Genomic DNA, 25,283 nt, shown 5'->3' on the forward strand with positions numbered 1-25,283 from the left:
TGGTGGGGGGCTCTGTTTTTTTTCGGTGTTTTCTTGGCTTGGGGGGCGCGCCCCCCGCGGAACGTTCCGTCGACGGGCGCCGGGGGGTCGTAAACAAGTCAGGTCGGTAGGAAGCCAAGGACACGATCGGCGGGGGACACCGCCGGGGAACGGTCGCCGGTCCCGCGCACACGGGTGCGGGGCCGGGGTACGGATCCGGCCGTCGCCGGCGGGCTCAGTGGATGATGCCGGTGCGCAGGGCCACGGCGACCATGCCGGCCCGGTCACCGGTGCCCAACTTGCGGGCGATACGGGCGAGATGGCTCTTGACGGTCAGTGCGGACAGGCCCATCGAGACGCCGATCGCCTTGTTCGACTGGCCCTCGGCGACCAGCCGTAGCACCTCGACCTCGCGGCCGGACAGTTCGCGGTAGCCGCCCGGGTGGCTCGGGGCGCCCGGGGGGCGGCGGTGCATACGGGCGGCGGCCGCGCCGATGGGGGCGGCGCCCGGTCGGGTGGGGAGCCCGATGTTGGTCCGGGTGCCGGTGACGACGTAGCCCTTGACACCGCCGGCCAGTGCGTTGCGCACGGCGCCGATGTCGTCGGCGGCGGACAGCGCAAGGCCGTTGGGCCAGCCCGCGGCTCGGGTCTCGGACAGTAGGGTGAGGCCGGAACCGTCCGGCAGATGGACGTCGGCGACGCAGATGTCGCGGGGGTTGCCGATGCGGGGACGAGCCTCCGCGACGGACGAGGCCTCGATGACATCGCGCACACCGAGCGCCCACAGATGGCGGGTGACGGTGGAACGGACGCGCGGGTCGGCCACGACCACCATGGCGGTCGGCTTGTTCGGGCGGTAGGCGACCAGGCTTGCGGGTTGCTCAAGGAGAACGGACACCAGGCCTCCTGGGGTGCGGGACGGGGCCGGCTCGTGGGGGGTGAAGCCGGGACGAACCGTGCTTTCAAGGTCACAGTCGTCTTCGGCACCAAACCCGTTCGGCTTTAGAGAATGATCACGATCTGGTGAGAACATTCCGTGCAATTCGGACGCGCGATCGATCAGCCGAAGATCGAGTCGGTTCGAGCGGGTTCGCTTCCAGGATCGAAAGTGGCCGTATCGACAAAGAGATGGTCAATGGGAGGGTGACCGTCTTCGGTGACCGGGGCCGTCAGCGGGACTGCGGGTCCCTGCGCTGCGGCAGGGTCACCACCGACGCGTCCCCCGGGGCGGCCGGCGGCAGCCCCGCGACCTGCGCCAGCAGATCGCACCAGGAGGCCAGATGGGCCGCCGTGTCCGGCACCCCGCCCAGCCCCTCCCGGGGCGTCCAGGAGGCCCGGATCTCGATCTGTGAGGCGGGCGGACGCGGGGAAAGACCGCCGAAGTAGTGCGAGCCCGCGCGGGTCACGGTGCCGCTCGCCTCGCCGCACGACAACCCGCGCGCCTGGAGCGCACCGGTCAGCCACGACCAGCACACCTCCGGCAGCAGCGGATCGGCCGCCATCTCCGGCTCCAGCTCCGCGCGCACCAGCGTCACCAGCCGGAAGGCACCGCGCCAGGCATCGTGGCCGGCCGGGTCGTGCAGCATGATCAGCCGCCCGTCGGCCAGATCCTGGTCGCCGTCGACGACCGCCGCCTCCAGGGCGTACGCGAAGGGAGCGAGCCGCTGGGGCGCGGGCGTCGGATCCACCTCGATCTGCGGTCGCAGCCGCGCGGTCCGCAGCGCCTCGACCGCGGCCCGGAAAGCCGGCGGAGCCGAACTGTCCGTATCCCGGTCCGTCTCCCTGGCCCCCTTCCCCTCGTCCATCCCACCAGCGCCGTCCGACAGTCGTCCTTGAGCCGCAGCCATGCGGGGAAGAGTAAGGGGAACGGGCGCCTCGCGCAGGGAGAGACACCACCTAAGGACGCGCCCCAGGGCGCCGCCGCCCCTGGTGGAGGGCCTGGTCCGGCCGTGTTCCGCGCCATGCGAGACTTTCCGTCGTGAGTGCCAACGCAAGCCCCACGGGCCAGCAGCCGACAGCCACGTACGACAGCGCCTTCCTCAAGGCGTGCCGACGCGAACCCGTGCCGCACACCCCCGTGTGGTTCATGCGCCAGGCCGGCCGCTCCCTGCCCGAGTACCACAAGGTGCGCGAGGGCATCCCGATGCTGGAGTCCTGCACCCGCCCCGAACTGGTCACCGAGATCACGCTCCAGCCGGTGCGCCGGCACCACGTGGACGCGGCGGTCTACTACAGCGACATCGTCGTCCCGCTGAAGGCCATCGGCGTCGACCTCGACATCAAGCCCGGCGTCGGCCCGGTCGTCGAGCGTCCCGTGCGCACCCGGGCCGACCTCGACCGGCTGCGCGACCTCACCCCCGAGGACGTCACCTACGTCACCGAGGCCATCGGCCTGCTCACCCGCGAACTCGGACCGACCCCGCTCATCGGCTTCGCCGGCGCCCCGTTCACCCTGGCCAGCTATCTCGTCGAGGGCGGCCCGTCGCGGACGTACCAGAACGCGAAGGCGATGATGTACGGCGACCCCGAACTGTGGGCCGACCTGCTCGACCGCCTCGCCGACATCACGGCCGCCTTCTTGAAGGTGCAGATCGAGGCGGGCGCCTCCGCGGTGCAGCTGTTCGACTCCTGGGCCGGCGCGCTCGCCCCCGCCGACTACCGGCGCTCGGTGCTGCCCGCCTCAGCCAAGGTGTTCCGCGCCGTCGCCGGATACGGCGTCCCGCGCATCCACTTCGGCGTCGGCACCGGCGAGTTGCTGAAGCTCATGGGTGAGGCCGGCGCGGACGTCGTCGGCGTCGACTGGCGTGTCCCGCTCGACGAGGCGGCCCGCCGCGTCGGCCCCGGCAAGGCGCTCCAGGGCAACCTCGACCCGACGGTCCTCTTCGCCGGCGAGGAGGTCGTCGAGGCGAAGACCCGCGAGGTGCTGGACGCGGCGGCCGGGCTGGAGGGCCACGTCTTCAACCTCGGCCACGGCGTGCCGCCCGACACCGACCCGGACGCGCTGACCCGGCTCGTGGAGTACGTGCACACACGCACCGCCCGCTGACTCACCACGTCTGCCAGGGCCGGGCCTGCCTGCCGAACAGCAGCCGGGGCGGCTCCGGCGGAGGCGGGGTACCCGGCCGCAGCGGCAGCGCGAACAGCATGCCGACGACGAAGCCGACGATGTGCGCCGCGTACGCCACCGTTCCGGCGCCGAAGACGCCGAGGCCGGACGAGTACACCGCCTGGAGCACGAACCAGAAGCCCAGCACCAGCCAGGCCGGCAGCCTGAGCGGCAGGAAGATCAGGAACGGCACGAGGACCCAGACCCTGGCCTTCGGATACAGCACCAGATAGGCGCCGAGGACACCGGCGATCGCCCCGGACGCGCCGATCAGCGGTTCGTCCGAGGAGGCGTTGAGCAGCGCGAAGCCGTACCCGGCCGCATAGCCGCAGACTACGTAGAAGACGAAGTACCGGACGTGGCCCATCCGGTCCTCGACGTTGTTGCCGAAGATCAGCAGGAACAGCATGTTGCCCAGCAGATGCAGCCAGCCGCCGTGCACGAACATCGCCGTGAAGACCGACAGCGGCGGCGACTTGTCGTAGCCCGGCGGGGCCACCACACAGCCCGGCCCCTGCGGGCCGACGCCCACCGCGCCGGTCGGTACCAGCCGCGGCAACTGATGGTGGATCAGCTCTCGGGGCACCGCCGCGTAGTGGTCCATGAACGCCTGCAGATGACACAGCTGCGCCAGATCGCCGCCGCCGGCCACGGAACCGGCTGTGCCGGGCGTGCGCAGGAAGACGACGAAATTCGCGGCGATCAGCGCGTACGTCACCCAGGCAGTGCCGCGCACCGGGTTCACGTCATGGACGGGGATGACCACACAGGAGTACTGCCCGCGACGCGGCGGGCGAATCGGTGAACGCCGCCGGGCGCGGCCGCGTATCCCTGTGCAACCGACGTGAGGACCAGGCGATGAACGACCGAGTCACCCCCCAGACATTCCCCGCGATGCAGGCCCTGCCGGACGGCGAAGCGGAGATCTCCCTCGTGGTGCGGCTCCCCTGGGAGGACGTCGCCCGGCTCGGCCAGGAGGCCGGGCGGCTCGCCGCGCAGATGCAGCGGCCGGTGACCCTCGACGAGGCGGTCAGCCACCGTCTGCGATCCGCCCGCGCGACCGCCTCCCACGCGAAGCCCGCCGCGGAACAGCCCCAGGCCATGACGTCGAGTGCGTCCGTGGCGTCCCTGCCACGCATCAGCGGGACGGCCTAGCAGCCGGGCTGGGGTGGTTCTCCGCACGGTGGTCGGCGCCTTGCGCGTCATTGCCGATGGTGGCGGCTGTGGTGCGCGGGTGCGGTGGTTCTCGCTGAGGCCGTCTGTCTCGTCCGGGCCGCAGGGCGTGGGGGTTCAGCGGCGGGACGGGCCGGGCGCCTGAGGGGCGGGGGTGGTTCCGCGTACCTTGGTCGCCGCCTTGCGTGCCGCTACCAGGACCGGGTCCCACACCGGTGAGAACGGGGGCGCGTAGCCCAGGTCCAGGGCCGTCATCTCCTCGACCGTCATCCGCGCGGTCAGCGCCACCGCGGCGACGTCCACGCGCTTGGCCGCGCCCTCCCTGCCCACGATCTGCACACCGAGGAGACGGCCCGTGCCGCGCTCGGCGAGCATCTTCACCGTCATGGGGGAGGCACCGGGGTAGTAGCCGGCCCGGCTGGTCGACTCGATGGTGACCGTCTCGAACCGCAGGCCCACCCGGCGCGCGTCCTTCTCGCGCAGCCCGGTACGGGCGATCTCCAGGTCGCAGACCTTGCTCACCGCCGTACCGACCACGCCCGGGAAAGTGGCGTAACCGCCGCCTACGTTGGTGCCGATGACCTGGCCGTGCTTGTTGGCGTGGGTGCCGAGAGCGATGTGCCGCTCCTGGCCGGAGACCAGGTCGAGCACCTCGACACAGTCGCCGCCGGACCAGATGTTCTGCTGGCCCCGGACGCGCATCGCCAGATCGGTGAGCAGCCCGCCGTGGCGGCCGAGCGGCAGCCCCGCCGCCCGGGCGAGCGCCGTCTCGGGGCGCACCCCGATCCCGAAAACGACCACGTCGGCAGGGAACTCGGCGTCCTCCGTCGCCACCGACCGCACCCGGCCGTCGTCACCCGTGAGCAGCTTGGTGACGGGCGCGTCGTTGACCATGGTGATGCCCAGGCCCTCCATGGCCCGGTGCACCAGCCGGCCCATGTCCGGGTCGAGCGTGGCCATGGGCTCCGCGCCGCGGTTGACGACCGTCACCTCGTAGCCACGGTTGATGAGCGCTTCGGCCATCTCCACACCGATGTAGCCCGCGCCGACGACGACCGCGCGGCGGCCGTCGGTGTGCGCCAGCGTGTCCAACAGGGCCTGGCCGTCGTCCAGGGTCTGCACGCCGTGCACGCCGGGAGCGTCGATCCCCGGCAGTTCGGGACGCACGGGCCGGGCTCCGGTCGCGATCACCAGCTTGTCGTACGACGTCCAGGACTCGGCACCGGAATCGACGTCACGCGCGCGTACCCGTTGCCGGGCCATGTCGATCTCCGTGACCTCGGTGCGGATGCGCAGGTCGATGTCCCGCGCGCGGTGCTCCCGCGGGGAGCGGGCGATCAGCTGATCGCGTTCGGGGACGTCGCCGCCCACCCAGTACGGGATGCCGCACGCCGAGTAGGACGCGAAGTGGCCGCGTTCGAACGCCACGATCTCCAGCTCGTCGGGCCCCCGCAGCCGCCGGGCCTGCGACGCCGCGGACATCCCCGCGGCATCGCCGCCGATCACGACGAGCCGTTCCGTCCCACCCCGCGCACCGCTCATACCCATGCGAACACGCTACGACCACGGGGCATCTCATTCCCGCCCGGCCCCGCCCGGCCCCTGCCTGGGTCTCGCGTGCGGTCCTCGCCGGGGCCTCGCCCGGCCGGCCTCTGCCTGGCCCTCACCCGGCCTCGCGTGCCTGGCCCCCGCCTGGGGCGCCTGGCCCTCGCGCGGCCGGCTCACACGCGGCCTTGCGCGGCCGGCCCTCCTGGTCCTCGCGCGGTCATGCACGGCCTTGCGCGCGGTCGGGCCACGCCTGGTCCCAGCCCGGCCCCGCCAGGTTTTCGCGCGGTCGGCCCCTGCCCGGCCTGCACGCGGCCTCGCGTGCCTGGCCGCCGCTTGGGTCGCCTGGTCGTCGTGCGGCCTTTGCGTGGCCGACCCTCGTCCGGTCCTCGCGCGGCCTTGCGCGACCGGCCCCCGCCTGGTCCTCGCCCGGTCCTCGCCCGCCCGCCCCACGCCAGCCCGGTCCTCGCCCGGCCCGTGCCCGCCCCGCGCCCGGTCCTCGCGCGGGTCGCGCCCGGTCCTCGCGCGGCCCGTTGCGGTCCTTGCTCAGTTCTCGATGTCGGGCCTTTCGTCGCCCGTGGACCCCGAGGACGGGTCGGCCTGGGGCTGCGAGCCCACGGTGGTCGTGGCCGGTGCGGGCGTTGCGCGGTGCGGCAGCCGGTGACGCAGAAGCCGCAGCCACCCCAGCACGAGCAGCACCGCCAGTGCCGCGAAGGGCAGCACCGCGCCCAGGGCCAGGGCGATCCAGCGCAGCATGGTGACGAAGACGTCCCAGCCGCCGGACACGGCGTCCAGGAATCCGGGGCTGTCGTCCTTCGCCGTCTTCTTCTCCGGCGCCTCGGTCAGCGTCAGCGTGATCGTCGCGAGGCTCGTGCGGTCCTTCAGGGACGCCTGCTGGGCGAGCAGCGCCTCCAGGTCGGCCTCGCGGCTGCTCAACTCCCGTTCCAGGGTGACCACGTCGCTGAGCCGGCCGGCCCGGTCCATCAGCTCGCGGATCCGGGCCACGCTGGCCCGCTGGGAGGCGATACGGCTGTCCACGTCCACGATCTGGTCGGTGACGTCCTCGGCCCGCGCGGTGCGCGAGATCAGCCTGCCCGTGCCCTGGAGGTCGGTGAGGACCTGGTCGTACGCGCCGGTGGGCACGCGCAGGACCACTCGGGTGCGCTCATGGCCCGCCGCGTCCCGACTGGTGCTCTCCCGGCCGACGAAGCCGCCCGCGCCCTCGGCGGCGGTGCGGGCCTCGTCCAGTGCCTCGGGCACGTCCGCGACCCGCACCGTCAGGGAGGCGGTGCGGATGATGTGCTCGGCGGTGACCCGCGGCCCCTTCGGGGCCGTCTCGGCGGTATCCGGCCGGGCCGCCTTGCCGACCGCGTTGGAACCGGCGCTCGCGGCCGCGCCCCGCTGGGCCTCGCTCTTCGCGGCGGCCTTGTCGTCGCCGCTGCTCGCGGTGTCGGAGGCACCGCAGCCGGTCAGCGTGACGGTGGCGGCCAGCAGGATCCCGGCCAGGACGGGCACGGGGCGTACGGAGCGTGATGTGCGCATGTGGCAGTTCCCCCCAAGGGTTCATGACGACTGACGCTCCTTCGACGCCGCACCCGGGCGGGACGTTGGCGGGGCACGGTCCCGATGAGGTCACGGTCACGACGCGGGCCGGACACGAGGCTCCGGTCGGGCTGTCAGTGGCGTCTGAGAGGGTGGGGTCATGAACGGATCGGGTACGGACACGGGCCATGTCGTCGTCATCGGAGCCGGGATCGCGGGACTTGCGGCAGCGCACCGGCTGCTGGACCGCGGGGCGCGGGTGACCTTGCTGGAGTCGGCGGAGCGGGTCGGCGGCAAGCTGCTGCCCGGCGAGATCGCGGGCGTGCGGGTGGACCTGGGCGCCGAGTCGATGCTCGCCCGCCGGCCGGAGGCGGTGACCCTCGCGCGCGAGGTGGGCCTCGCGGACCGGCTGCGTACCCCGGCCACCACGACCGCCTCCATCTGGACCCGCGGCGCGCTGCGCCCCATGCCCAAGGGCCATGTGATGGGCGTGCCCGGCACGGCGTCCGCGCTGGCCGGCGTGGTCTCCGAGGAAAGCCTCGCGCGCATCGACCACGAGGCCGGCCTGCCGCGCACCGAGACCGCCGACGACGTGGCGGTCGGGGAGTATGTGGCGGCGCGACTCGGCCGCGAGGTCGTCGACCGCCTCGTCGAGCCCCTGCTCGGCGGGGTGTACGCGGGCGACGCGTACCGCATCTCGATGCGCGCGGCCGTCCCCCAGCTGTTCCAGGCCCTACAGACCCACGACTCCCTCACCGAGGCGGTCCGCGACCTCCAGGCGCGGGCCGCCTCGGCCCCACGGCCCGGCCCGGTCTTCCAGGGCATCGAGGGCGGGGTGGGCAGGCTGCCGCTCGCGGTCGCCGAGGCCGTACGGGCCCGCGGCGGCACCGTCCTCACGTCGGCACCGGTGACGGAGCTGCGCCGGGAGGCGGCGGGCGGCTGGCGGGTGGTCGCCGCCGACCGGGTGTGGCACGCGGACGCCGTGGTGGTCGCGGTGCCCGCGCCCGTCGCCGCCGGCCTGCTGGCCGCCGAGTCCCCCGGCGCCGCCGCCGAACTGCGGGCCGTCGAATACGCCTCCATGGCCCTGGTCACCCTCGCCTACCGGCGGGACGCCGTCACCCTGCCCGAGGGCAGCGGCTTCCTCGTGCCCCCCGTCGACGGGCACACCATCAAGGCGTCCACCTTCGCCTCCCGGAAGTGGGGCTGGATCGCCGAGGAGGACCCGGAGTTGATCGTGCTGCGCACCTCCGTCGGGCGGTACGGCGAGACGGAGATCCTCGGCCGCGAGGACGCCGACCTCGTCGATGTCTCCCGGCACGATCTGCGCGAGGCAACCGGCCTGACCGCACAGCCCCTGCAGACCCGGGTCACCCGCTGGACCGAGGCACTGCCCCAGTACCCCGTCGGCCACCACGCGCGCGTGGCCCGCATCCGCGAGCACATCGCCAAGCTCCCGGGCCTCGCCGTGTGCGGCGCCCAGTACGACGGCGTCGGCATCCCGGCGTGCATCGCGAGCGCCGAGGCCGCCGTGGACCGGCTCGCGGGCGACCTGCTCGCGCCCGGCTCCGCCGGGGCGGAGCCGACCGCCCACCCGGTGCACGGCCCGCACGGCGGAGCGGGAGAATAGGCACATGAGTGACGACGCCCCCACCACCGAGACCGGCAGGATCCCCAACAAGGGCAAGCTGGCCAAGGACCTCAACGAGGTCATCCGCTACACGCTGTGGTCCGTCTTCCGGCTGAAGGACGCGCTGCCCGAGGACCGCACCGGCTACGCCGACGAGGTCCAGGAGCTGTTCGACCAGCTCGCCGCCAAGGACGTGACGATCCGCGGCACCTACGATGTCTCCGGGCTGCGCGCCGACGCCGACCTCATGATCTGGTGGCACGCCGAGACCAGCGACCAGCTCCAGGAGGCGTACAACCTCTTCCGCCGCACGAAGCTGGGCCGCGCGCTGGAGCCGGTGTGGTCCAACATGGCGCTGCACCGCCCCGCCGAGTTCAACCGCGCGCACATCCCGGCGTTCCTCGCCGACGAGACGCCCCGCGCCTACGTCAGCGTCTACCCCTTCGTGCGCTCCTACGACTGGTACCTGCTGCCCGACGAGGACCGCCGCCGGATGCTCGCCGACCACGGCAAGATGGCCCGCGGCTTCCCCGATGTGCGCGCCAACACGGTCGCCTCGTTCTCCCTCGGCGACTACGAGTGGATCCTCGCGTTCGAGGCCGACGAACTGCACCGCATCGTCGACCTCATGCGCCATCTGCGCGGCTCTGAGGCCCGCCGGCACGTCCGCGAGGAGGTTCCCTTCTTCACCGGCCGCCGCAAGGAGATCGGCGAACTGGTCGCGGGGCTCGCCTGAGCGCTCCGCTGGAAGTGCCGCGACATGCCGTCGGCCGTTCGCGGCACCGTCGCGGCCGGTCGCGTGGTCCGACAGCGTCCCTTCGAGGCGCTGCCGGACCGTAGCGGACTTCGCCGGACCTGCTCAGCCCCTGGCCCGGTCCGCACATCAGGGACCGTCGGGCGGTGGTGCGGAGGCGGCCGGCGGGAGCGTCGCGGAGGGCGCGGGGGAGGGGGCGACCGGGATGGCCGAGGCGGCGTCGACCGCCGGCGGCGTGGTGTCGGACGTGGACGGCGGGCCGCTCGCCGCCAAGTCCCGGGCCAGCGCGGCGAAGTCGACGTAGCCCGTCGCCTCCAGGACCTTGATGTGGTCCAGGACGGTGGCGTTGGCGTCGTCGGCGAGATCACGCACCAGCGCGTTCTGGGTGCCCGCCCGGACCTGGGCGACGACCGAGAACACCTTGCCGTGTGCCAGCCTGAGGATGTTGGCGAACGCGCGGTCGAAGTCCACGCCCTGCGCGGCGTTCAGCTCCGCCAGCCAGTCCTGCTGCTGCGCGGTGGGCGCGTCGGGCAGGGCCAGACCGAGTCGCGAGGCGACGAGGCGGACGTGCGCGTCCAGCGTCGTGTGCCCGTCGACGAGATGCTGTCCGGCCGTCCGCACCGCCGCGGTGGTGCCCTTGCGCTCCGCCAGTTCACCGGCCGGCAGTTCCCACAACCCGGCCAGCCGGACCCTGGTGACGAAGTCCTGGTCGAGCGCGGACAGCGGGCCGTACGGTGTGGTCTGCGTCCGCGCGTTCAGCACATCCTCGCCGGTCGTCCCTGAGCGGTCGGCGTAGGACCAGACCGGGAAGACCAGCGCCGCGAGCGTCGCGGCCAGGCCCGTGATGATGAGCCCGGTGCCGCTGAAGATGCCTCTGCCCTTGATCGGGGGTCGCGGTCGCATGGTGCCTCCTGCTTGCGGCACCGCATGCCGGTGTGCGTCGGGTGGGTGCGGGTTGGCATATTACTGCGCAGACCGTCCCGGCCGTCCTACGGCAGACCTGGGCGAAGTACACCGAACCGGAAGTGAAGTGGGCAACAGTGCACGCCCGTTGACCCGGGCACGACTCCACCCACCCCGCACGACTCCACCCACCCCGCACGACCCAGCCCACTCCGCACGCCCCCGCACCGCGCCCTCTGCCCGGCGCCCCGACACTCGCGGGCACCCCTCACTCCGGGCCCCCACCCCCGGCCCGCCGCGGCACCCCCCGTGTCACCTCCGTAGTGTCACCCCAGTCGTGCCAGCACTCGGCGTGCCGCTTGGCCGACTCGGGCGACCGGGCGCCGGGAGCGTGGCACCGGTCCCGAGCGCTCCAGCCACCACACGCGCAACTCCCGCCGTACCCCGGCGTCCTCGGGGCGCCGCGCGCTCAGCAGATGCGCCACGAAGTCCAGCGCGTCCCGGCGGTATCCGCCGGTCATCGGCTGCCCCTGCGCATAGTCGAGGAACGCCGGACGGTAGCGGGCACCCAGGATCCGGGGCAGCTCGGGCGCGACCTTGGCCACCACGTCCGCCCGCTTCGCGGCGAGCGCCCGCGCCTGCACGCCCATCCGCACCCGGTCGAAGCCCTCGGGCAGCGGAGTCCCGGCGACCAGCGCGGACAGCACCGCCGCCTGGGCGAGCGCGACCCGCTCCCGGTTGGGTTCGCCCGCCGTCCGCGACGCCGTGAGCGTCGTCGTCCGCGGGGTCGGCTGCGAGGCGGTGGCGCGGTGGTTCGCTGAGCCCTCGTCCACGGCCGTCCGGATGGCCGCCAACTCCCGCTCCAGTTCCTTGGGTTCGGGGAAGTTCTCGTCGCGCTCCAGCAGTACCCCGGGCGGCGTGACCCGGGAGGCCAGATCGGTCAGGATGTCGAGGACGGGCCGCGGGACGGGGTGGGCGTGGCTGTCGTGCCAGACGCCGTCGCGCTGGAATCCGCCCGCGACATGCACGTACGCGATGGCCTCAAGCGGCAGTTCGGCGAGCGCCCGCGCCGGGTCGTCGCCGCGGTTGACGTGGTTGGTGTGCAGGTTCGCCACGTCGATGAGCAGCCGCACACCGGTGCGGTCGGCCAGCTCGTACAGGAACTGCCCCTCGGTCAGCTCCTCGCCGGGCCAGGAGATCAGGGCGGCGATGTTCTCCACGGCGAGCGGCACCGGCAGGGCCTGCTGCGCGATGCGTACGTTCGCGCACAGCACGTCCAGCGCGTCGCGGGTGCGCGGCACGGGCAGCAGATGGCCCGCCTCGAGGCGCGGGGACGCGGTCAGCGGGCCACCGGCCCGGACGAACGCGATGTGCTCGGTGACCAGGGGCGAGCCCAGTGCCGTCGCGCGTTCGGCGAGGGCGGTGAGCCGGCCCTCGTCGGGCCGGTCCGCGTCGCCGAGACCGAGCGAGACCCCGTGCGGGACCACGGTGACCCCGCGTTCGCGCAGCCGCAGCAGCGACGCGGGCAGATGCCCGGGACACACGTTCTCCGCGACGGCCTCGACCCAGTCGATGCCCGGCATGCGTTCCACGGCGTCCGCGATCTCCGGCCGCCAGCCGATCCCCGTCCCCAGTCGCCGCATCGCGCATCCCCTCCCGTGCCTCCTCGTCGCCGTCGTGGCGTGACGGAGGTATGGCCCGGTCATCCGCCACCGAATCCCGCCGCCCACGTCTTCAGAGCAACATTTGAGGTTCCCGGCGACTACGGTGCCGCGGTGCGGCGACCACGGTGCGATGGTCTGGCGACCACGGTGAGACGGTCCGGTGGCCTGCGCCGCGGTGCGGCGACCACGGTGCCGTGGTCCGGCGACCACGGTGCGACGGTCTGGCGACTACGGTGCCGTGGTCCGGCGATCAGGGTGCCGCGGTGCGGCGACTACGGAGCCGCGGTCTGGCGACCACGGTGCCGCGGTCCGGTGGCCACGGTGCGACGGTCCGGGGGCCTGTGCCGCGGGGCGGGGGATGGTTCGGTCTGAGCTACCAGGAGTGCCGTGCGACGGATTCGTTGAGCCGCTCGATGCAGTGGCTCAGGCGTTCCAGGTCCTCGTCGGACCAGTCCAGCAGGACCGCCTCCAGGAGCCGGGAGCGGTGAGCGGTGGCCCGGGTGAGGAAGTCGCGTCCGGTTTCCGTCAGTTCCACCCTGCGTGTGCGCCGGTCGACGACGTCCCGGACCCGGCGGACCAGGTCCTGTTCGACCAGTTGGTCGACGACGCGTACGGCGCGGGCCCGGTCGGTCAGCAACAGGTCGGCGATGTCGGACAGGGCGGGCGGCGGCGGTGAGCTGGCTTCGACGAAGCGCAGCACCCGGTAGCCGGTCGCCGTCACCTCTCCCGGCAGCCCGCTCAGGAACCGCTCCCTGACCACCGGCCCGTACAGCCCGAACCGCCCGTGCCGCAGCTCCCGCAGCACGGAATCCAGCTCGCGTACCGCGTCCGCCCGTTCGTTCACACCGACAGCCTGCTGTCCGCCGCCGGACGTCGCAATCACCGGTGCCGAAATGGTTGTCAGGGTTTGGTCTCCGGTTGCCTTCGCAGTCGAGGCGATTGGCGCACTGTTCACGACTCGCCGGTGTCGGACACAGCGGGGATCATGGGAGGTTCCCGGCATGACGACGACTTCCACAGGCAGAGAGCAGCCGGCCGGCACGCCGGTCGAGGAATCCGGTGAGCAGCAGGCGACCGGCCGAGGGGGGCAGCTCCACCGGGTGAGCCGGCGTGGGCTGATCGGTGCCGCCGGTGCGGCGGGCGCCGGCTGGGGAGGGCTGTTCGGCGCTGGGCCGGCCGCCGCCTCACCGGTGTTGTGGGTCCGCCCGGAGGGCTCCGGCATGCCGCCGGTGAGCGGCCTGCATCTGCAGTTCGGCGCGGACGCCTCGCACGAGATGGTGGTGTCCTGGCAGACGCCGGTGCCGGTGCGGCGGCCGCGTGTCCTGCTCGGCACGCCCGCGGGCGGGCTTGGCCGCGACGTTCCGGCACGGACCACGTCCTACAAGGACGCGAAGTCCGGACAGACGATCTATGCGCATCACGCCTGGCTGAGCCGGCTGCGCCCCGACACCGAGTATGTCTACGCCGCCGTGCACGACGGGGCCGCACCGGAGCCGGGGACGTTCCGGACGGCCCCGAACGGCAGGGCGCCGTTCACCTTCACCAGCTTCGGCGACCAGGGCACTCCCACGGTGGGAAAGCTGAACGGCCCCATGCCGTCGAAGATCACCTCGAAGCTCACCTACCTCAACGACAATCTCGGCTCGCCCTACGCGGGTGATGTGACCACGGCGGTGGAGCGCGTCGCACCGCTGTTCCACCTCATGAACGGCGACCTGTGCTACGCGAATCTGGCCGCCGACCGCATCCGCACCTGGTCGGACTGGTTCGACATGACCACTCGGTCGGCCCGGTTCCGGCCGTGGATGCCGGCGGCCGGCAACCACGAGAACGAGTCGGGCAACGGGCCGATCGGATTCGCCGCCTACCAGACGTACTTCGCGCTGCCGGGCAACGGCGGTGATCCGGAGACCCAAGGTCTGTGGTACGCGTTCACCGTGGGATCGGTGCGGGTGATCAGCCTGGCCAACGACGATGTGGCCTACCAGGACGCCGGCGACTCCTACGTCCGCGGTTACTCCGACGGGGCCCAGCGGCGCTGGCTGGAGGCGGAACTGACCCGCACCCGGGCCGACCACGACATCGACTGGATCGTCGTCGTCATGCACCAGGTCGTCGTCTCCACCGCGGACCATCCCGGCAACGGCGCCGACCTCGGCATCCGCCAGGAATGGCTCCCGTTGTTCGACCGGTACGGAGTGGACGTGGTCGTCTGCGGTCACGAGCACCACTACGAGCGCTCCCACCCGATCCGCGGCCATCAGCCCAACGACACGATGACCCCCGATCCGGCGGCCACCCGCACCGACCTCGTCGACACCACCGCGGGCACCGTCCACCTGGTCATCGGCGGCGGCGGCACCTCCATCCCGTCCAAGGACGTGCTGTTCGACACCCCGCAGTGCAACGTCATCACCGGCGTCGGACCCGCCGGGGCGAACGGCAAGAAGACGCCCCTGTACGTGACGGAGGCGGCGCCCTGGTCGGCGGTCCGTGACCGCGTCAACCCCTACGGCTTCGTCGCCTTCTCCGTCGACCCGGGCACCCCGGCCGGAGGCCGTACGAGCATGGCGGTCACCTATTACGCCGTCACCGGCCCCTACGGCCAGATCGACCCGGTCGACACCTTCACCCTGCGTCGCCCCCGCAACGACGTCCGAAAGCAGGGCTGAACCCGCGTAGCACGTACGCCGCGGCGCCAGGCGCCCGCATCACGATGTCGTTCGGGTACGGCGGTCGCACCAGCGGTGCCGCCTGTCAGGGCACCTGCTCCGAGTGGGCTCGCAGCGGACCGCTCGCACGGCAGCGGTGCGGTGGCAGTGGGGGTGCGGTGGCAGTGGGGGGTGCGGGGCCGGGCGGGTGACGTAGGTACTGCACGCCAGCCATGTCATCCGGATTGCCACATTTCCAGTCATATCTTCATACGGTGTTCACTCACGTACGCCGAGTCACCGCCCTCTGCTCCCTGGCCGCGGCCCTCGCCGCGTGTGGCACCGCCGGGGCCCCGCACCCCACGGGCCGGGCCCCGGCGGGGTCCGCCGCCCCGTCCGCCTCATCTTCGCGTCCGCCCACCCTCACCCCGGGCCCCGGCGGTCTCACCCCGGTCTTCACGAACGGTTCGCGCACCCGCGGCAAGACCGTCGCCCTCACCTTCGACGCCGACATGACCGCCGACCAGGGGCCGCGCGCCGCCGCGGGCGAGCACTTCGACAACCCCGACCTGATCGCCACCCTGCGCGAGCAGAAGGTCCCGGCGACCGTGTTCATGACCGGCCGATGGGCCGATCAGTACCCGGCCGAGGCCCGTTCCATCGGCACCGACCCGCTGTTCGAGGTCGCCAACCACTCCTACAGCCACTACGCCTTCACCGCCGACTGCTACGGCCTGCCGACCGTCGCCGCCGACCGGATGCGGGCGGACGTGGAGCAGGCGTACACCTCCCTCCGCGAGGCGGGCGTGCCGCACCCGATGCCGTACTTCCGCTTCCCCGGCGGCTGCTACGACCAGCAGGCGCTGCGCGCGCTGAGCGGGCTCGGGGTCACCGCGGTGCAGTGGGACGTGGTCAGCGGGGACGCGTTCGCGACGGACGCCGACGCGGTCGTCAAGCAGGTGCTGGACGGCGTGCAGCCCGGGTCGGTGGTCGTCATGCACTGCACCCGCAGCGCCGCCCCGACGACCGAACGGGTCGTGCGCGCGATCGTGCCGGAACTGCGCAAGCGGGGCTTTGAGTTCGTGAAGGTCTCCACGTTGATCTCGCAGACCGGCAGCCGCCGCTGACCCGCCTACCCTGAGGGCATGACCGACGAGGACCACCCCCGCCCGGCCGCCGGCCCCGACGGGCCCGCCGCGGCCGGCGGCCCGCCGTACGCGGAGTGCGTGCTGTGCCGCGAGCCGACCGAGTACCCGTCCGCGCACCGGGGCATCACGCTGTGCCCCGTCTGCGAGTGGCAGGAGGCGCAGCGCACCGCCTGCTCGGGGTGACCCATGGCGGAGCCCACCGGGCCACGGCGGCACCGCCGCCCGGACCCGTAAGGTGGGCTGTCGTGAGCGACGTTCCTGACTCCCCCGGTGACAGCCCCTTCCATGCCGAGCGCTCCCCGCGCGACGCGGCCCCGCAGTTCGTGCTGCCGCTCGTCGTACGGATCGAGCGGGCAGCGCCGCCCGCCCGCACCGACGCGCTGGAGACCGCCGCCCGGGCCGTGCTCATGCTGCTCGCCGACGAGCGGGCGCTGGGCGACGGCGAGTGGGCGCGGGCCGTACGGGACTGGCAGGACGCCCGGATCCGCAAGGTGGTGCGGCGGGCCCGGGGCGCCGAGTGGCGGCGGGCCGAGGCACTGCCCGGCATCACCGTCACCGGGAAGTCCGCGGAGGTACGGGTCTTCCCGCCGGTTCCCCTGGACGGCTGGCCCAAGGACCTCGCCCGGCTCCAGGTGTCCGGCACCGAACTCGACGAGCCCGAGCCGCCGGCCGACCCCGACCCGGCACAGCCCGTGCTGTGGCTGAACCCGGGCCTGGACATGTCGGCAGGCAAGGCGATGGCCCAGGCCGGGCACGGCGCCCAGCTCGCCTGGTGGGAGCTGGGCGCAGCGGAGCGGGACGACTGGCGGGACGCCGGCTTCCCCCTGGCCGTGCGCACCGCCGACCCCGCCGAGTGGCCCCGGCTCACCACCAGCGCACTGCCCCTGGTGCGGGATGCCGGCTTCACCGAGATCCGCCCCGGCTCCGCCACGGTCGTCGCGGATCACCCCGCCCTCCACACACGGTGACCGGCTACGGCCGCATGGGCGCGTGAGTCTCCGGGGGAATCACCGGGATCGCCCCCGGGCCGACTCGTACGGCCTCGGGGGCCGACCGCATCCCAGCCCGGCCCCCGAGGGCCGAGACGGGGCGGCGGAGGTCAGGGCAGATCCGGGCGGGGGGTCGGGGGCGGTGCGTCCTCCGGGGGCGTGGGGATCGGGCGCGGGGGTCGGGTGGTGGAGTGGTCCTGGCCGTTCGGAGTGGTGGCTTCCGGGTGCGAGGCGGCGGGAGGTGCCGGGTCGGCGCCCGCCGGCTGCTGCGCCTTTTCCAGGAAGCGGAGCAGTTCCACCGGGAAGGGCAGCACCAGCGTGGAGTTCTTCTCGGCGGCCACCGCCACCACCGTCTGGAGCAACCGCAGTTGCAGCGCGGCGGGGGTGTCGGCCATCTGCTGCGCCGCCTCGGCCAGCTTCTTCGACGCCTGGAACTCCGCGTCGGCGTTGATGATCCGGGCCCGGCGCTCACGGTCCGCCTCGGCCTGGCGGGCCATGGACCGCTTCATCGTGTCCGGCAGGGAGACGTCCTTGATCTCGACCCGGTCGATCTGCACGCCCCAGCCCACGGCCGGGCTGTCGATCATCAGCTCAAGGCCCTGGTTGAGCTTTTCGCGGTTGGACAGCAGATCGTCGAGGTCGCTCTTGCCGATGATCGAACGCAGCGAGGTCTGCGCCATCTGGGAGACGGCGAACCGGTAGTCCTCGACGTTGATGATCGCGGCCCTCGCGTCCATGACCTTGAAGTACACGACCGCGTCGACCCGGACGGTCACGTTGTCGCGGGTGATGCCCTCCTGCGCGGGGATCGGCATCGTCACGATCTGCATATTGACCTTGTGCAGCCGATCGACCCCGGGGATCACCATGGTGAAGCCCGGCGCCCGCGCCGGGTCCATGACCCGCCCGAGCCGGAAGACCACGCCGCGTTCGTACTGCTTGACGATCCGGGCCGCCGCGGTCAGATAGACCAGGCCGGCGGCGCCGAGGCCCACGAGGGCCCCCAACAGGTCGGGGAGCATGACGGCCTCCTCCACTCAGAGGTCCGTTCCATCCGTTCCTGCAACGATATGCCCGGTGTCTGGTCCGGGGCCACGCCCCTGCCCCGGACCGGACGGGCGCGTCACCGCGCCGTCGTGAGCCGTACCGGCTCGGTCCCGGACGAGCTGTGCCGCTCGGCCCAGGACTCCAGCGCGGTCCGGCAGGCGTGATCCAGGTGGTGCACGCCGGACAGGTCGAGCCGGACCGGCCGGTCCGTGGGCAGCGCCTCCAGGCTGTCGAGGATCTTCGGCAGCCGCAGGAAGGTGGCGTTGCCGGCCAGATACGCCTCGACGGGGCCGACGCCCTTGTCGACGAACTCCAGCCTGACGTGCGAGGCCTCCCACGCGGTCTTGCCGATCGCCAGTGCCAGGCCGATGAGCACGCCCTCGAACATGCTGACCGCGACGATCGACACGGCCGTGACCACCAGGATCAGCGCCTCGCCCCGGGACTCGCCCCACAGCTTGGCCAGCGCCCGCACCGGGACGAGCTTGGCGCCCGAGTACACCAGGATGCCCGCGAGGGCGGGGATCGGGAGGTAACCCAGCACGTCCGGCAGCAGGGCCGCGAACAGCAGCAGCCAGACGCCGTGCAGCACCCGGGACGCCTTGGTACGGGCGCCTGCCTGCACATTCGCCGCGCTGCGCACGATCACCGCGGTCATCGGCAGCGCGCCGAGCAACCCGCAGATCGTGTTGCCGGCGCCCTGGGCGACCAGTTCCTTGTCGTACTCGGTGCGTGGTCCGTCGTGCAGCCGGTCCACGGCCGCCGCGCTGAACAGCGACTCGGCGGACGCGATCAGCGTGAACGCGACGATCGTGCCGAGCACCCCGAGACCGGCGAGTTCACCGAAGGCGCTCAGCGGCGGCGGCTGGATCGAGCCCAGCAGCCCCTGCACCTCGACGGTGGCCACCGGCAGGCCGAGGGCCATCGCGGCCAAGGTGGCGAGGCCGACCGCGGCCAGCGGGCCCGGCACCGCGCGGATCGCGGCGGGGGCGAGCTTCCACAGCACGAGGACCGCGATCGTGCCCGCGCCGAGGGCGAGGGAGGCCGGCGCGTCCGTGTCGCCGAGGGCGTACACGAGCGCCCCGGGAAGTCCGGCTATTTTCCCGGGGCCCGAGTCGGGGGCCTCGGCGGCCAGCACCGGGTACAGCTGTCCGGCGATCAGGACCAGACCGATACCGGCCAGCATGCCCTCCACCACCGAGACCGAGATGGCCCGGAACCAGCGGCCCAGCCGCAGGGCGCCCATCGTCATCTGGAGCACCCCGCTGACGAGCACGATCACCCCGAGCGCGGGCAGCCCGAACTGCTGCACCGCCTCGAAGACCAGCACGGTGAGGCCGGCGGCCGGACCGGAGACCTGGAGGCTGCTGCCGCGCATCAGCCCGGTGACGATGCCCCCGACGATGCCGGTGACCAGGCCCAGTTCGGCCGGTACGCCGGAGGCGACGGCCACGCCCACGCACAGCGGGAGCGCGACCAGGAAGACGACGAGGGAAGCGGTGAAGTCCTGCCTGAGATGAGGGAACTTGTTCGTCACGGCGCCGCTCACAGTGCTTCGAAGGTGTCGGTCTGCGCGACGTGCGCCCGGACGGCGCCGGTGTGCACCTCGTAGTACCAGGCGTGCAGGGCGAGTCGCCCCTGGGCCAGCTTCCGGGCCACGCACGGGTACGAGCGCAGCCGCAGCAACTGGGTCAGGACGTGGCTCTGCACGCCCTCGGTGACGGCGGGGTCCTCGGCCGCTCCGGCCGGGCGCGGGGTCGCGTGCGCCAGCCAGTCGCGCACGGCGGGTACGGCGGTCAGGTCGTCGCCGCGCACCAGCGCGCCGACGGCACCGCAGTGGGAGTGGCCGCAGACGACGACGTCACGGACGCCGAGCACCTCGACGGCGTACTCGATGGTGGCCGCCTCGGCCGTGGGGTGCGCGCAGGCGTGGGGCGGGACGATGTTGCCGGCGGTGCGCAGTTCGAACAGCTCACCGGGGCGGGCGCCGGTGATCAGCGCCGGGACCACCCGGGAGTCGGAGCAGGTGATGAACAGGACCTGCGGGGACTGGCCTTCGGCGAGCTTGGCGAACTCCTCAGGGCGCTGTCCGAAGGTACGGGCGTTGTCGATGAGGGGCTGCATGGTGTGTTGGTTCCTCCTGGCGTGCCGGAACGGCGCGTCGGACGTGCACGACGGTTGTGGAGGCTGGCCCGTCTCTCAGCAGCGGAAGTCCTGAAGCGCCGCCGGGGTGTGGGCTCTTGAGGGTCTTGGGACGCGGGGCTGTGCGGCGCCGGGCGCGCTCGCCCGGCGTGCGGTCGTCATGGCCCGGTCGGGCGGTGGGGTGCCGTCGCCCGACGGCTTTCCGGAAAGCTCGGTTCCCGATTGAGCCTTGGCCTCGGCATGACGGAATGTATATGCGGATGCGAAGGAATCGATGGGCGCGAAGAATTGCAGGGTGAGCAGGGCGGCGGCGAGGAGCGTCAGCGCGCTCCGGCGCATTCCACCTTGGAACATGCGCCCCCCTCTCGGCAGTTCACACCTCTAGTACGGACCAAGCATTGGTCAATGGATGGTCAAGAAACACATTAACCCTGCAAAGTTCTTTGCAGGGTCAAATCCGTTTTTCGGGCGCGGGAGAGCGTGAAAATTGCGGGTCCTATGGCGTGAACCAGTCCTTGACCCGCTGAGCCTGATCGGCTGTCAGGCCGCCACGAGGGGCTTGGCGTCCCGGGCGAGCGCGGTGAGCCGGGATATCGCGCGGAAGTACTTCTTGCGGTAGCCGCCGTTCAGCATCTCCTCGCTGAACAGCGCGTCGAAGGGCACGCCGGAGGCCAGGACGGGCACTTCACGGTCGTAGAGCCGGTCCGCGAGGACCACCAGGCGCAGCGCCGTGGACTGGTCGGGCACCGCCCGCACATCGGTGAGGCACACGGCCCGCACGCCGTCCGCCAGCGCGCCGTAGCGGCTCGGGTGCACCTTCGCGAGGTGGTCCAGCAGACGCGGGAAGTCGTCGAGCGAGGCGCCTTCGGTGGCGTACGCCGTCCGGGTCACCTGCTCGTCGGAGTACGGCGCCGGAGCCTCGGGCAGGCCGCGGTGGCGGTAGTCCTCGCCGTCGATGCGCAGGGCGCGGAAGTGCGCGGACAGGCCCTGGATCTCGCGCAGGAAGTCGACGGACGCGAACCGGCCCTCGCCCAGCTTGCCCGGCAGGGTGTTGGAGGTGGCGGCGAGCGCCACGCCCGCGTCGACCAGCCGGCCCAGCAGCGTCGACACCAGGACCGTGTCGCCGGGGTCGTCCAGTTCGAACTCGTCGATGCACAGCAGCCGGTGGCCGCTGAGGGTGCGCACGGTCTCCTGGAAGCCGAGGGCACCGACCAGGTTGGTCAGCTCGACGAAGGTGCCGAACGCCTTGAGCGCGGGCTCGGCCGGGGTGGCGTGCCAGAGGGAGGCCAGCAGATGGGTCTTGCCGACGCCGTACCCGCCGTCCAGATAGACGCCGCGCGGGCCGGCCGGGGCCTTCGCCCTGGACCGTCCGAAGCCGAGGAACCCGCGCTTCGCGCCGCCCGTCGCCAGCGGTACGCCCAGCCCGGCCGCGAAGCCCTCCAGGGCCCGTACGGCCTCGGTCTGGCTGGGCTGGTTCGGGTCCGGCACGTAGGTGGCGAAGCGCACCGAGTCGAAGCGCGGCGGCGGCACCATCTCGGCGACCAGCCGGTCCGCGGGGACGTGCGGCTCGCGGGAGCACAGGGACAGCGGGGCCGCGTCGGCGGTGGAGCCGGGCCGGGAGGCGGCGGTGGAGGACGACACGGTTCCCCATGGTAAACGCCGTGTCACACTGCACCTCATGCGACGCCTGTTCCCTGTGACCGAAGAAACAGCAGCCCAGGACTTCGCCGCGGACGCCGCGTGGGCGGAGGCGGCAGCCCCCGCGGACGCCGAGGGGGTGGGGGCGGGAGCTGCCGCGGACGCCGAGGGGGTGGGCGCGGGAGCTGCCGCGGATGCCGCGGAGGCGGGGGCGGGAGCTGCCGAGGATGCCGCGGGGGTGGGCGCGGGAGCTGCCGAGGGGGTGGCGGCGGGGGCCGCCGCGGGCTCCGCTTCCCCGGGTGCGAGCGACCGCGTGGAGCGGGAGTGGAGCCTCGACGAACTGGCCGCCGCCTACGCCTACCCCGAACCGGACCGGCACGGCGGGGAGGCATGGCTGCGGGCCAACATGGTGTCCACGCTCGACGGCGCCGCCCAGTACGAGGGCCGTTCGCAGCCCATCTCCGGCGCGGCCGACATGCGGATCTTCGGAACGCTGCGGGCCCTGGCGGACGTCGTGGTCGTCGGTGCCCAGACGGTGCGCAAGGAGGGGTACCGGCCCGCACGCGCACGTGCCGAGTTCGCGGCGGCCCGCCAGGCCGCGGGACAGGGCCCGGCCCCGGCCATCGCGGTCGTCAGCGCGAGCCTGGAACTGGACTTCTCGCTTCCGTTGTTCACCGCACCGCTGGTGCCCACCCTGGTCCTGACCGGCGCAGCGGCGGACCGGGACCGGATCGCCGCCGCCGAGCGGGCGGGCGCCCGGGTGGTGATCGCGGGCAACGGCACCGAGGTGGATCCGGCGCGCGCGGTGCGGGCCCTCGCCGGGCTCGGCCACACCCGGCTGCTCACCGAGGGCGGCCCCCGGCTGCTCGGCCGGTTCGTCGCCGCCGGGGTGCTCGACGAGCTGTGCCTGACGCTCTCGCCGATGCTCACCGCGGGCAACGCCCAGCGCATCGCGGACGGTCCGCCGGTCGCCGTACCCCGGCGCTTCGAACTCGTGTCGCTGCTGACGGAGGCCGGATATCTGTTCGCCCGCTACCGGCGGTCCTGACAGCATCGGAACGTGTCGTTCCGTTTTGCCCCCGCCGGGCACACTGGATCCGGCGGGGTCCGTGCGATCACGGGGCAGGATGGTTTCTGCAGGGCCAGGTACGGTCCCCGCAGGAGAGAGGGGCCAAGGGGCCCTCGAAGGAGAATGGGGCACTGGTGTTCACAAGCGTTCTGATGATCGAGAAGGCCCTGACGTCCGCCGACGTGGAGTTCGTCACCACCTTGCACGGAGACGAGGCGGTCCTCTTCCACGTGCTGCTCCAGCCGCGGGGCGACCAGGCCGACCGGCTGCTGCGGGCCATCGACGACATCGCCCTCGGCGAACTCGACGACGCCGCCCGCGAAGGGGAGACACCGGAGGGCGCCGCCGCGAAGGAGCCCGCCGAACAGGCCCTGTCGGTGTCCCTCACCGCACTGCGGGCGACCGGCAGACAGGCGCAGGGGCGGCTGGTCGAGGACCATCCGCTGGACGCCCTGAAGGCCCTCGTCGACGAGGTCGGGGCCGACGAGGTGATCGTCCTCACCGACCCGCACTACGTGGAGGAGTTCTTCCACCGGGACTGGGCCTCGCGGGCCCGGCACAAGGTGGGGGTGCCGGTGCTGAAGCTGTTCTCGCACAGCAGGGCGTAGGCGCTCCGCGGTGGCCTCTCGCACGGTCCCGCGCCCTTGGGCGTAGGACCGGCGCCTCCGGCGTGCGTCCGGTGCCCCTTGTGGGGTGCTCCTTGCGTGCGTCCGGTGCCCCTTGTGGGGTGCTCCTTGCGTGCGACCGGTGCCCGTGGCGTGGTGCTCCTGGAAACCGTCGCGCGTCCGGTGCCCCTTGCGTGGCGCCCCTCGTGCCCCTCGGGTGCGACCGGTGCCCCTCGCTGCGCGGAGCCCGGCGCCCGAGCGCATAGGCTAGGCGTGCTCAGCCCGCACCATGATCCTGGGGAGATTCGCATGGCACCCGGCCTTCCTGCCGCCACGGACCGACCGCACTTCATCGGCATCGGCGGCGCCGGGATGTCGGGGATCGCGAAGATCCTCGCGCAGCGTGGGGCCAAGGTCGCCGGGAGCGACGCCAAGGAGTCGGCGACCGCCGAGGCCCTGCGGGCGCTCGGCGTGACCGTGCACATCGGGCACGCGGCCGAGCACCTCGCCGACGACGCCGACTGCGTGGTCGTGTCGTCGGCGATCCGCGCGGACAACCCGGAGCTGGCCCGCGCCGCCGAACTGGGCATCCCGGTGGTGCACCGCTCCGACGCCCTCGCCGCCCTGATGGACGGACGGCGGCCGATCGCCGTCGCCGGCACCCACGGCAAGACGACCACCACGTCGATGCTGGCGGTGGCGCTGACCGAGCTGGGCCTGCACCCGTCGTACGCCATCGGCGGCGAGCTGGACGCCCCCGGCTCCAACGCCCTGCACGGCACCGGCGAGATCTTCGTGGCCGAGGCGGATGAATCGGACCGCAGCTTCCACAAGTACGCGCCCGAGGTCGCGATCGTCCTCAACGTCGAACTCGACCACCACGCCAACTACGCCTCGATGGACGAGATCCACGAGTCCTTCGAGACCTTCGCCGGCCGGATCGTGCCCGGCGGCACCCTGGTGATCGCCGCGGACCACGAGGGCGCCCGGGAGCTGACCCGGCGGCTGGCCGGTTCGGTGCGGACGGTGACCTACGGCGAGCGCGCGGACGCCGACGTGCGGATCCTGTCCGTCGTCCCGCGGGGGCTCACGAGCGAGGTCACCGTGCAGCTGGACGGTGCGCCGCTGACCTTCACGGTCTCCGTGCCCGGCCGCCACTACGCGCACAACGCGGTGGCCGCGCTCACGGCGGGCGTGGCCCTGGGTGTCCCGGCGCCCGAGCTGGCGGCGGCGCTGGCCGCCTACACCGGGGTGAAGCGCCGGCTGCAGCTGACGGGCGAGGCGGCCGGCGTGCGGGTCGTCGACTCCTACGCGCACCACCCGACCGAGATGACCGCCGACCTGGAGGCGATGCGGTCCGCCGCGGGAAACGCCCGCATCCTCGTGCTCTTCCAGCCGCACCTGTTCTCCCGCACGCAGGAACTGGGCAAGGAGATGGGCCGGTCCCTGGCCCTCGCGGACGCCTCGGTCGTCCTCGACATCTACCCGGCCCGCGAGGACCCGATCCCCGGCGTGACCAGCGAGCTGATCGTCGAGGCGGCGCGCGCGGCGGGCGCGGACGTCACCGCCGTGCACGACAGGGCGGAGTCCGTGTCCGTGATCGCGGGAATGACGAGGCCCGGCGATCTCGTTCTCACCATGGGCGCGGGGGACGTGACCGACCTGGGCCCGCTGATCGTGGACCGCCTGTCGCAGCAGTGA

The 25,283-nt window shown here is 72.9% G+C and carries 23 protein-coding genes; 11 read left to right on the forward strand and 12 right to left on the reverse strand.

Translation table 11 applies throughout. The annotated features are described in order from the left end of the window. Positions 1-214: 214 nt before the first annotated feature. Positions 215-877: a response regulator transcription factor gene (locus ABT245_RS02545; RefSeq protein ID WP_030041211.1), complete on the reverse strand. Its 663-nt coding sequence runs from the start codon at positions 875-877 to the stop codon at positions 215-217. A 271-nt stretch (positions 878-1,148) separates the two neighbouring features. Then, complete coding sequence (locus ABT245_RS02550; protein ID WP_351727861.1) at positions 1,149-1,826, reverse strand: DUF3000 domain-containing protein; 678 nt, start codon at positions 1,824-1,826, stop codon at positions 1,149-1,151. Between the two features lie 131 nt (positions 1,827-1,957). Here ABT245_RS02550 and hemE point away from each other — a divergent pair, with 131 nt between their 5' ends. After that, positions 1,958-3,025, forward strand: coding sequence for a uroporphyrinogen decarboxylase (gene hemE / locus ABT245_RS02555; RefSeq protein WP_351727863.1), 1,068 nt, complete (start codon positions 1,958-1,960; stop codon positions 3,023-3,025). Position 3,026: 1 nt separating this feature from the next. On the opposite strand, the gene ABT245_RS02560 is transcribed toward hemE, so the two are convergent. Further along, a complete protein-coding gene (locus ABT245_RS02560; protein WP_351727864.1) occupies positions 3,027-3,851 on the reverse strand; it encodes a rhomboid family intramembrane serine protease in 825 nt (274 codons plus the stop codon). A 92-nt stretch (positions 3,852-3,943) separates the two neighbouring features. Here ABT245_RS02560 and ABT245_RS02565 point away from each other — a divergent pair, with 92 nt between their 5' ends. Further along, positions 3,944-4,240, forward strand: a complete 297-nt coding sequence (locus tag ABT245_RS02565) for a hypothetical protein (protein ID WP_351727865.1) — start codon at positions 3,944-3,946, stop codon at positions 4,238-4,240. A 135-nt stretch (positions 4,241-4,375) separates the two neighbouring features. Here ABT245_RS02565 and ABT245_RS02570 read toward each other — a convergent pair whose 3' ends face one another. Continuing rightward, positions 4,376-5,806, reverse strand: a complete 1,431-nt coding sequence (locus ABT245_RS02570) for an FAD-dependent oxidoreductase (RefSeq protein ID WP_351727866.1) — start codon at positions 5,804-5,806, stop codon at positions 4,376-4,378. A gap of 543 nt (positions 5,807-6,349) precedes the next feature. Continuing rightward, positions 6,350-7,345: a DUF4349 domain-containing protein gene (locus ABT245_RS02575; RefSeq protein WP_351727867.1), complete on the reverse strand. Its 996-nt coding sequence runs from the start codon at positions 7,343-7,345 to the stop codon at positions 6,350-6,352. Between the two features lie 160 nt (positions 7,346-7,505). Here ABT245_RS02575 and hemG point away from each other — a divergent pair, with 160 nt between their 5' ends. Then, the gene (hemG, locus tag ABT245_RS02580) at positions 7,506-8,972 is read left to right on the forward strand and encodes a protoporphyrinogen oxidase (RefSeq protein WP_351727868.1); all 1,467 of its coding nucleotides are present in this window, start codon (positions 7,506-7,508) and stop codon (positions 8,970-8,972) included. Between the two features lie 4 nt (positions 8,973-8,976). Beyond that, complete coding sequence (hemQ, locus tag ABT245_RS02585; protein WP_351727870.1) at positions 8,977-9,708, forward strand: hydrogen peroxide-dependent heme synthase; 732 nt, start codon at positions 8,977-8,979, stop codon at positions 9,706-9,708. A 147-nt stretch (positions 9,709-9,855) separates the two neighbouring features. Here the strand turns inward: hemQ and ABT245_RS02590 are convergent, their stop codons facing one another. The 3 genes from ABT245_RS02590 to ABT245_RS02600 all read right to left on the reverse strand — a co-directional run bounded on the left by ABT245_RS02590 (position 9,856) and on the right by ABT245_RS02600 (position 13,137). Beyond that, positions 9,856-10,629, reverse strand: coding sequence for a DUF4142 domain-containing protein (locus ABT245_RS02590; RefSeq protein WP_351727872.1), 774 nt, complete (start codon positions 10,627-10,629; stop codon positions 9,856-9,858). A 326-nt stretch (positions 10,630-10,955) separates the two neighbouring features. After that, a complete protein-coding gene (locus ABT245_RS02595; protein ID WP_351727873.1) occupies positions 10,956-12,272 on the reverse strand; it encodes an MbnB/TglH/ChrH family RiPP precursor modification enzyme in 1,317 nt (438 codons plus the stop codon). A 394-nt stretch (positions 12,273-12,666) separates the two neighbouring features. Continuing rightward, positions 12,667-13,137 carry a MarR family transcriptional regulator gene (locus ABT245_RS02600; protein ID WP_351727875.1) on the reverse strand — a complete coding sequence of 157 codons (471 nt, stop codon included), beginning with the start codon at positions 13,135-13,137 and terminating at the stop codon, positions 12,667-12,669. Positions 13,138-13,294: 157 nt separating this feature from the next. Between ABT245_RS02600 and ABT245_RS02605 the strand changes: the two genes are divergently transcribed. The 4 genes from ABT245_RS02605 to ABT245_RS02620 all read left to right on the forward strand — a co-directional run bounded on the left by ABT245_RS02605 (position 13,295) and on the right by ABT245_RS02620 (position 17,060). Continuing rightward, positions 13,295-14,965: a purple acid phosphatase family protein gene (locus ABT245_RS02605; RefSeq protein WP_351727877.1), complete on the forward strand. Its 1,671-nt coding sequence runs from the start codon at positions 13,295-13,297 to the stop codon at positions 14,963-14,965. A 254-nt stretch (positions 14,966-15,219) separates the two neighbouring features. Beyond that, a complete protein-coding gene (locus ABT245_RS02610) occupies positions 15,220-16,071 on the forward strand; it encodes a polysaccharide deacetylase family protein (protein WP_351727878.1) in 852 nt (283 codons plus the stop codon). 18 nt (positions 16,072-16,089) lie between these two features. After that, positions 16,090-16,275, forward strand: a complete 186-nt coding sequence (locus ABT245_RS02615; RefSeq protein WP_351727879.1) for a hypothetical protein — start codon at positions 16,090-16,092, stop codon at positions 16,273-16,275. 62 nt (positions 16,276-16,337) lie between these two features. Continuing rightward, entirely contained in the window at positions 16,338-17,060 is a 723-nt protein-coding gene (locus tag ABT245_RS02620; RefSeq protein WP_351727881.1) for a peptidyl-tRNA hydrolase, read from the forward strand. A 131-nt stretch (positions 17,061-17,191) separates the two neighbouring features. On the opposite strand, the gene ABT245_RS02625 is transcribed toward ABT245_RS02620, so the two are convergent. From ABT245_RS02625 to zapE, 4 genes are all read right to left on the reverse strand, one after another. After that, entirely contained in the window at positions 17,192-18,103 is a 912-nt protein-coding gene (locus ABT245_RS02625; protein ID WP_351727882.1) for a slipin family protein, read from the reverse strand. Positions 18,104-18,204: 101 nt separating this feature from the next. Then, complete coding sequence (locus ABT245_RS02630) at positions 18,205-19,665, reverse strand: SulP family inorganic anion transporter (protein ID WP_351727883.1); 1,461 nt, start codon at positions 19,663-19,665, stop codon at positions 18,205-18,207. 8 nt (positions 19,666-19,673) lie between these two features. Beyond that, on the reverse strand, positions 19,674-20,252 hold the full coding sequence (locus tag ABT245_RS02635; RefSeq protein ID WP_351727885.1) for a carbonic anhydrase: 579 nt from the start codon (positions 20,250-20,252) through the stop codon (positions 19,674-19,676). A gap of 558 nt (positions 20,253-20,810) precedes the next feature. Further along, positions 20,811-21,911 carry a cell division protein ZapE gene (gene zapE / locus ABT245_RS02640; protein ID WP_351727887.1) on the reverse strand — a complete coding sequence of 367 codons (1,101 nt, stop codon included), beginning with the start codon at positions 21,909-21,911 and terminating at the stop codon, positions 20,811-20,813. A gap of 259 nt (positions 21,912-22,170) precedes the next feature. Here zapE and ABT245_RS02645 point away from each other — a divergent pair, with 259 nt between their 5' ends. The 3 genes from ABT245_RS02645 to murC all read left to right on the forward strand — a co-directional run bounded on the left by ABT245_RS02645 (position 22,171) and on the right by murC (position 25,283). Then, a complete protein-coding gene (locus ABT245_RS02645; protein ID WP_351728220.1) occupies positions 22,171-22,956 on the forward strand; it encodes a pyrimidine reductase family protein in 786 nt (261 codons plus the stop codon). A gap of 155 nt (positions 22,957-23,111) precedes the next feature. Further along, positions 23,112-23,585, forward strand: a complete 474-nt coding sequence (locus ABT245_RS02650; protein ID WP_351727888.1) for an indole-3-glycerol phosphate synthase — start codon at positions 23,112-23,114, stop codon at positions 23,583-23,585. Positions 23,586-23,891: 306 nt separating this feature from the next. Beyond that, a complete protein-coding gene (gene murC, locus ABT245_RS02655; protein ID WP_351727889.1) occupies positions 23,892-25,283 on the forward strand; it encodes a UDP-N-acetylmuramate--L-alanine ligase in 1,392 nt (463 codons plus the stop codon).

Origin of the sequence: Streptomyces sp. NPDC001508, assembly GCF_040298665.1 — a bacterium.
GTDB lineage: Bacteria > Actinomycetota > Actinomycetes > Streptomycetales > Streptomycetaceae > Streptomyces.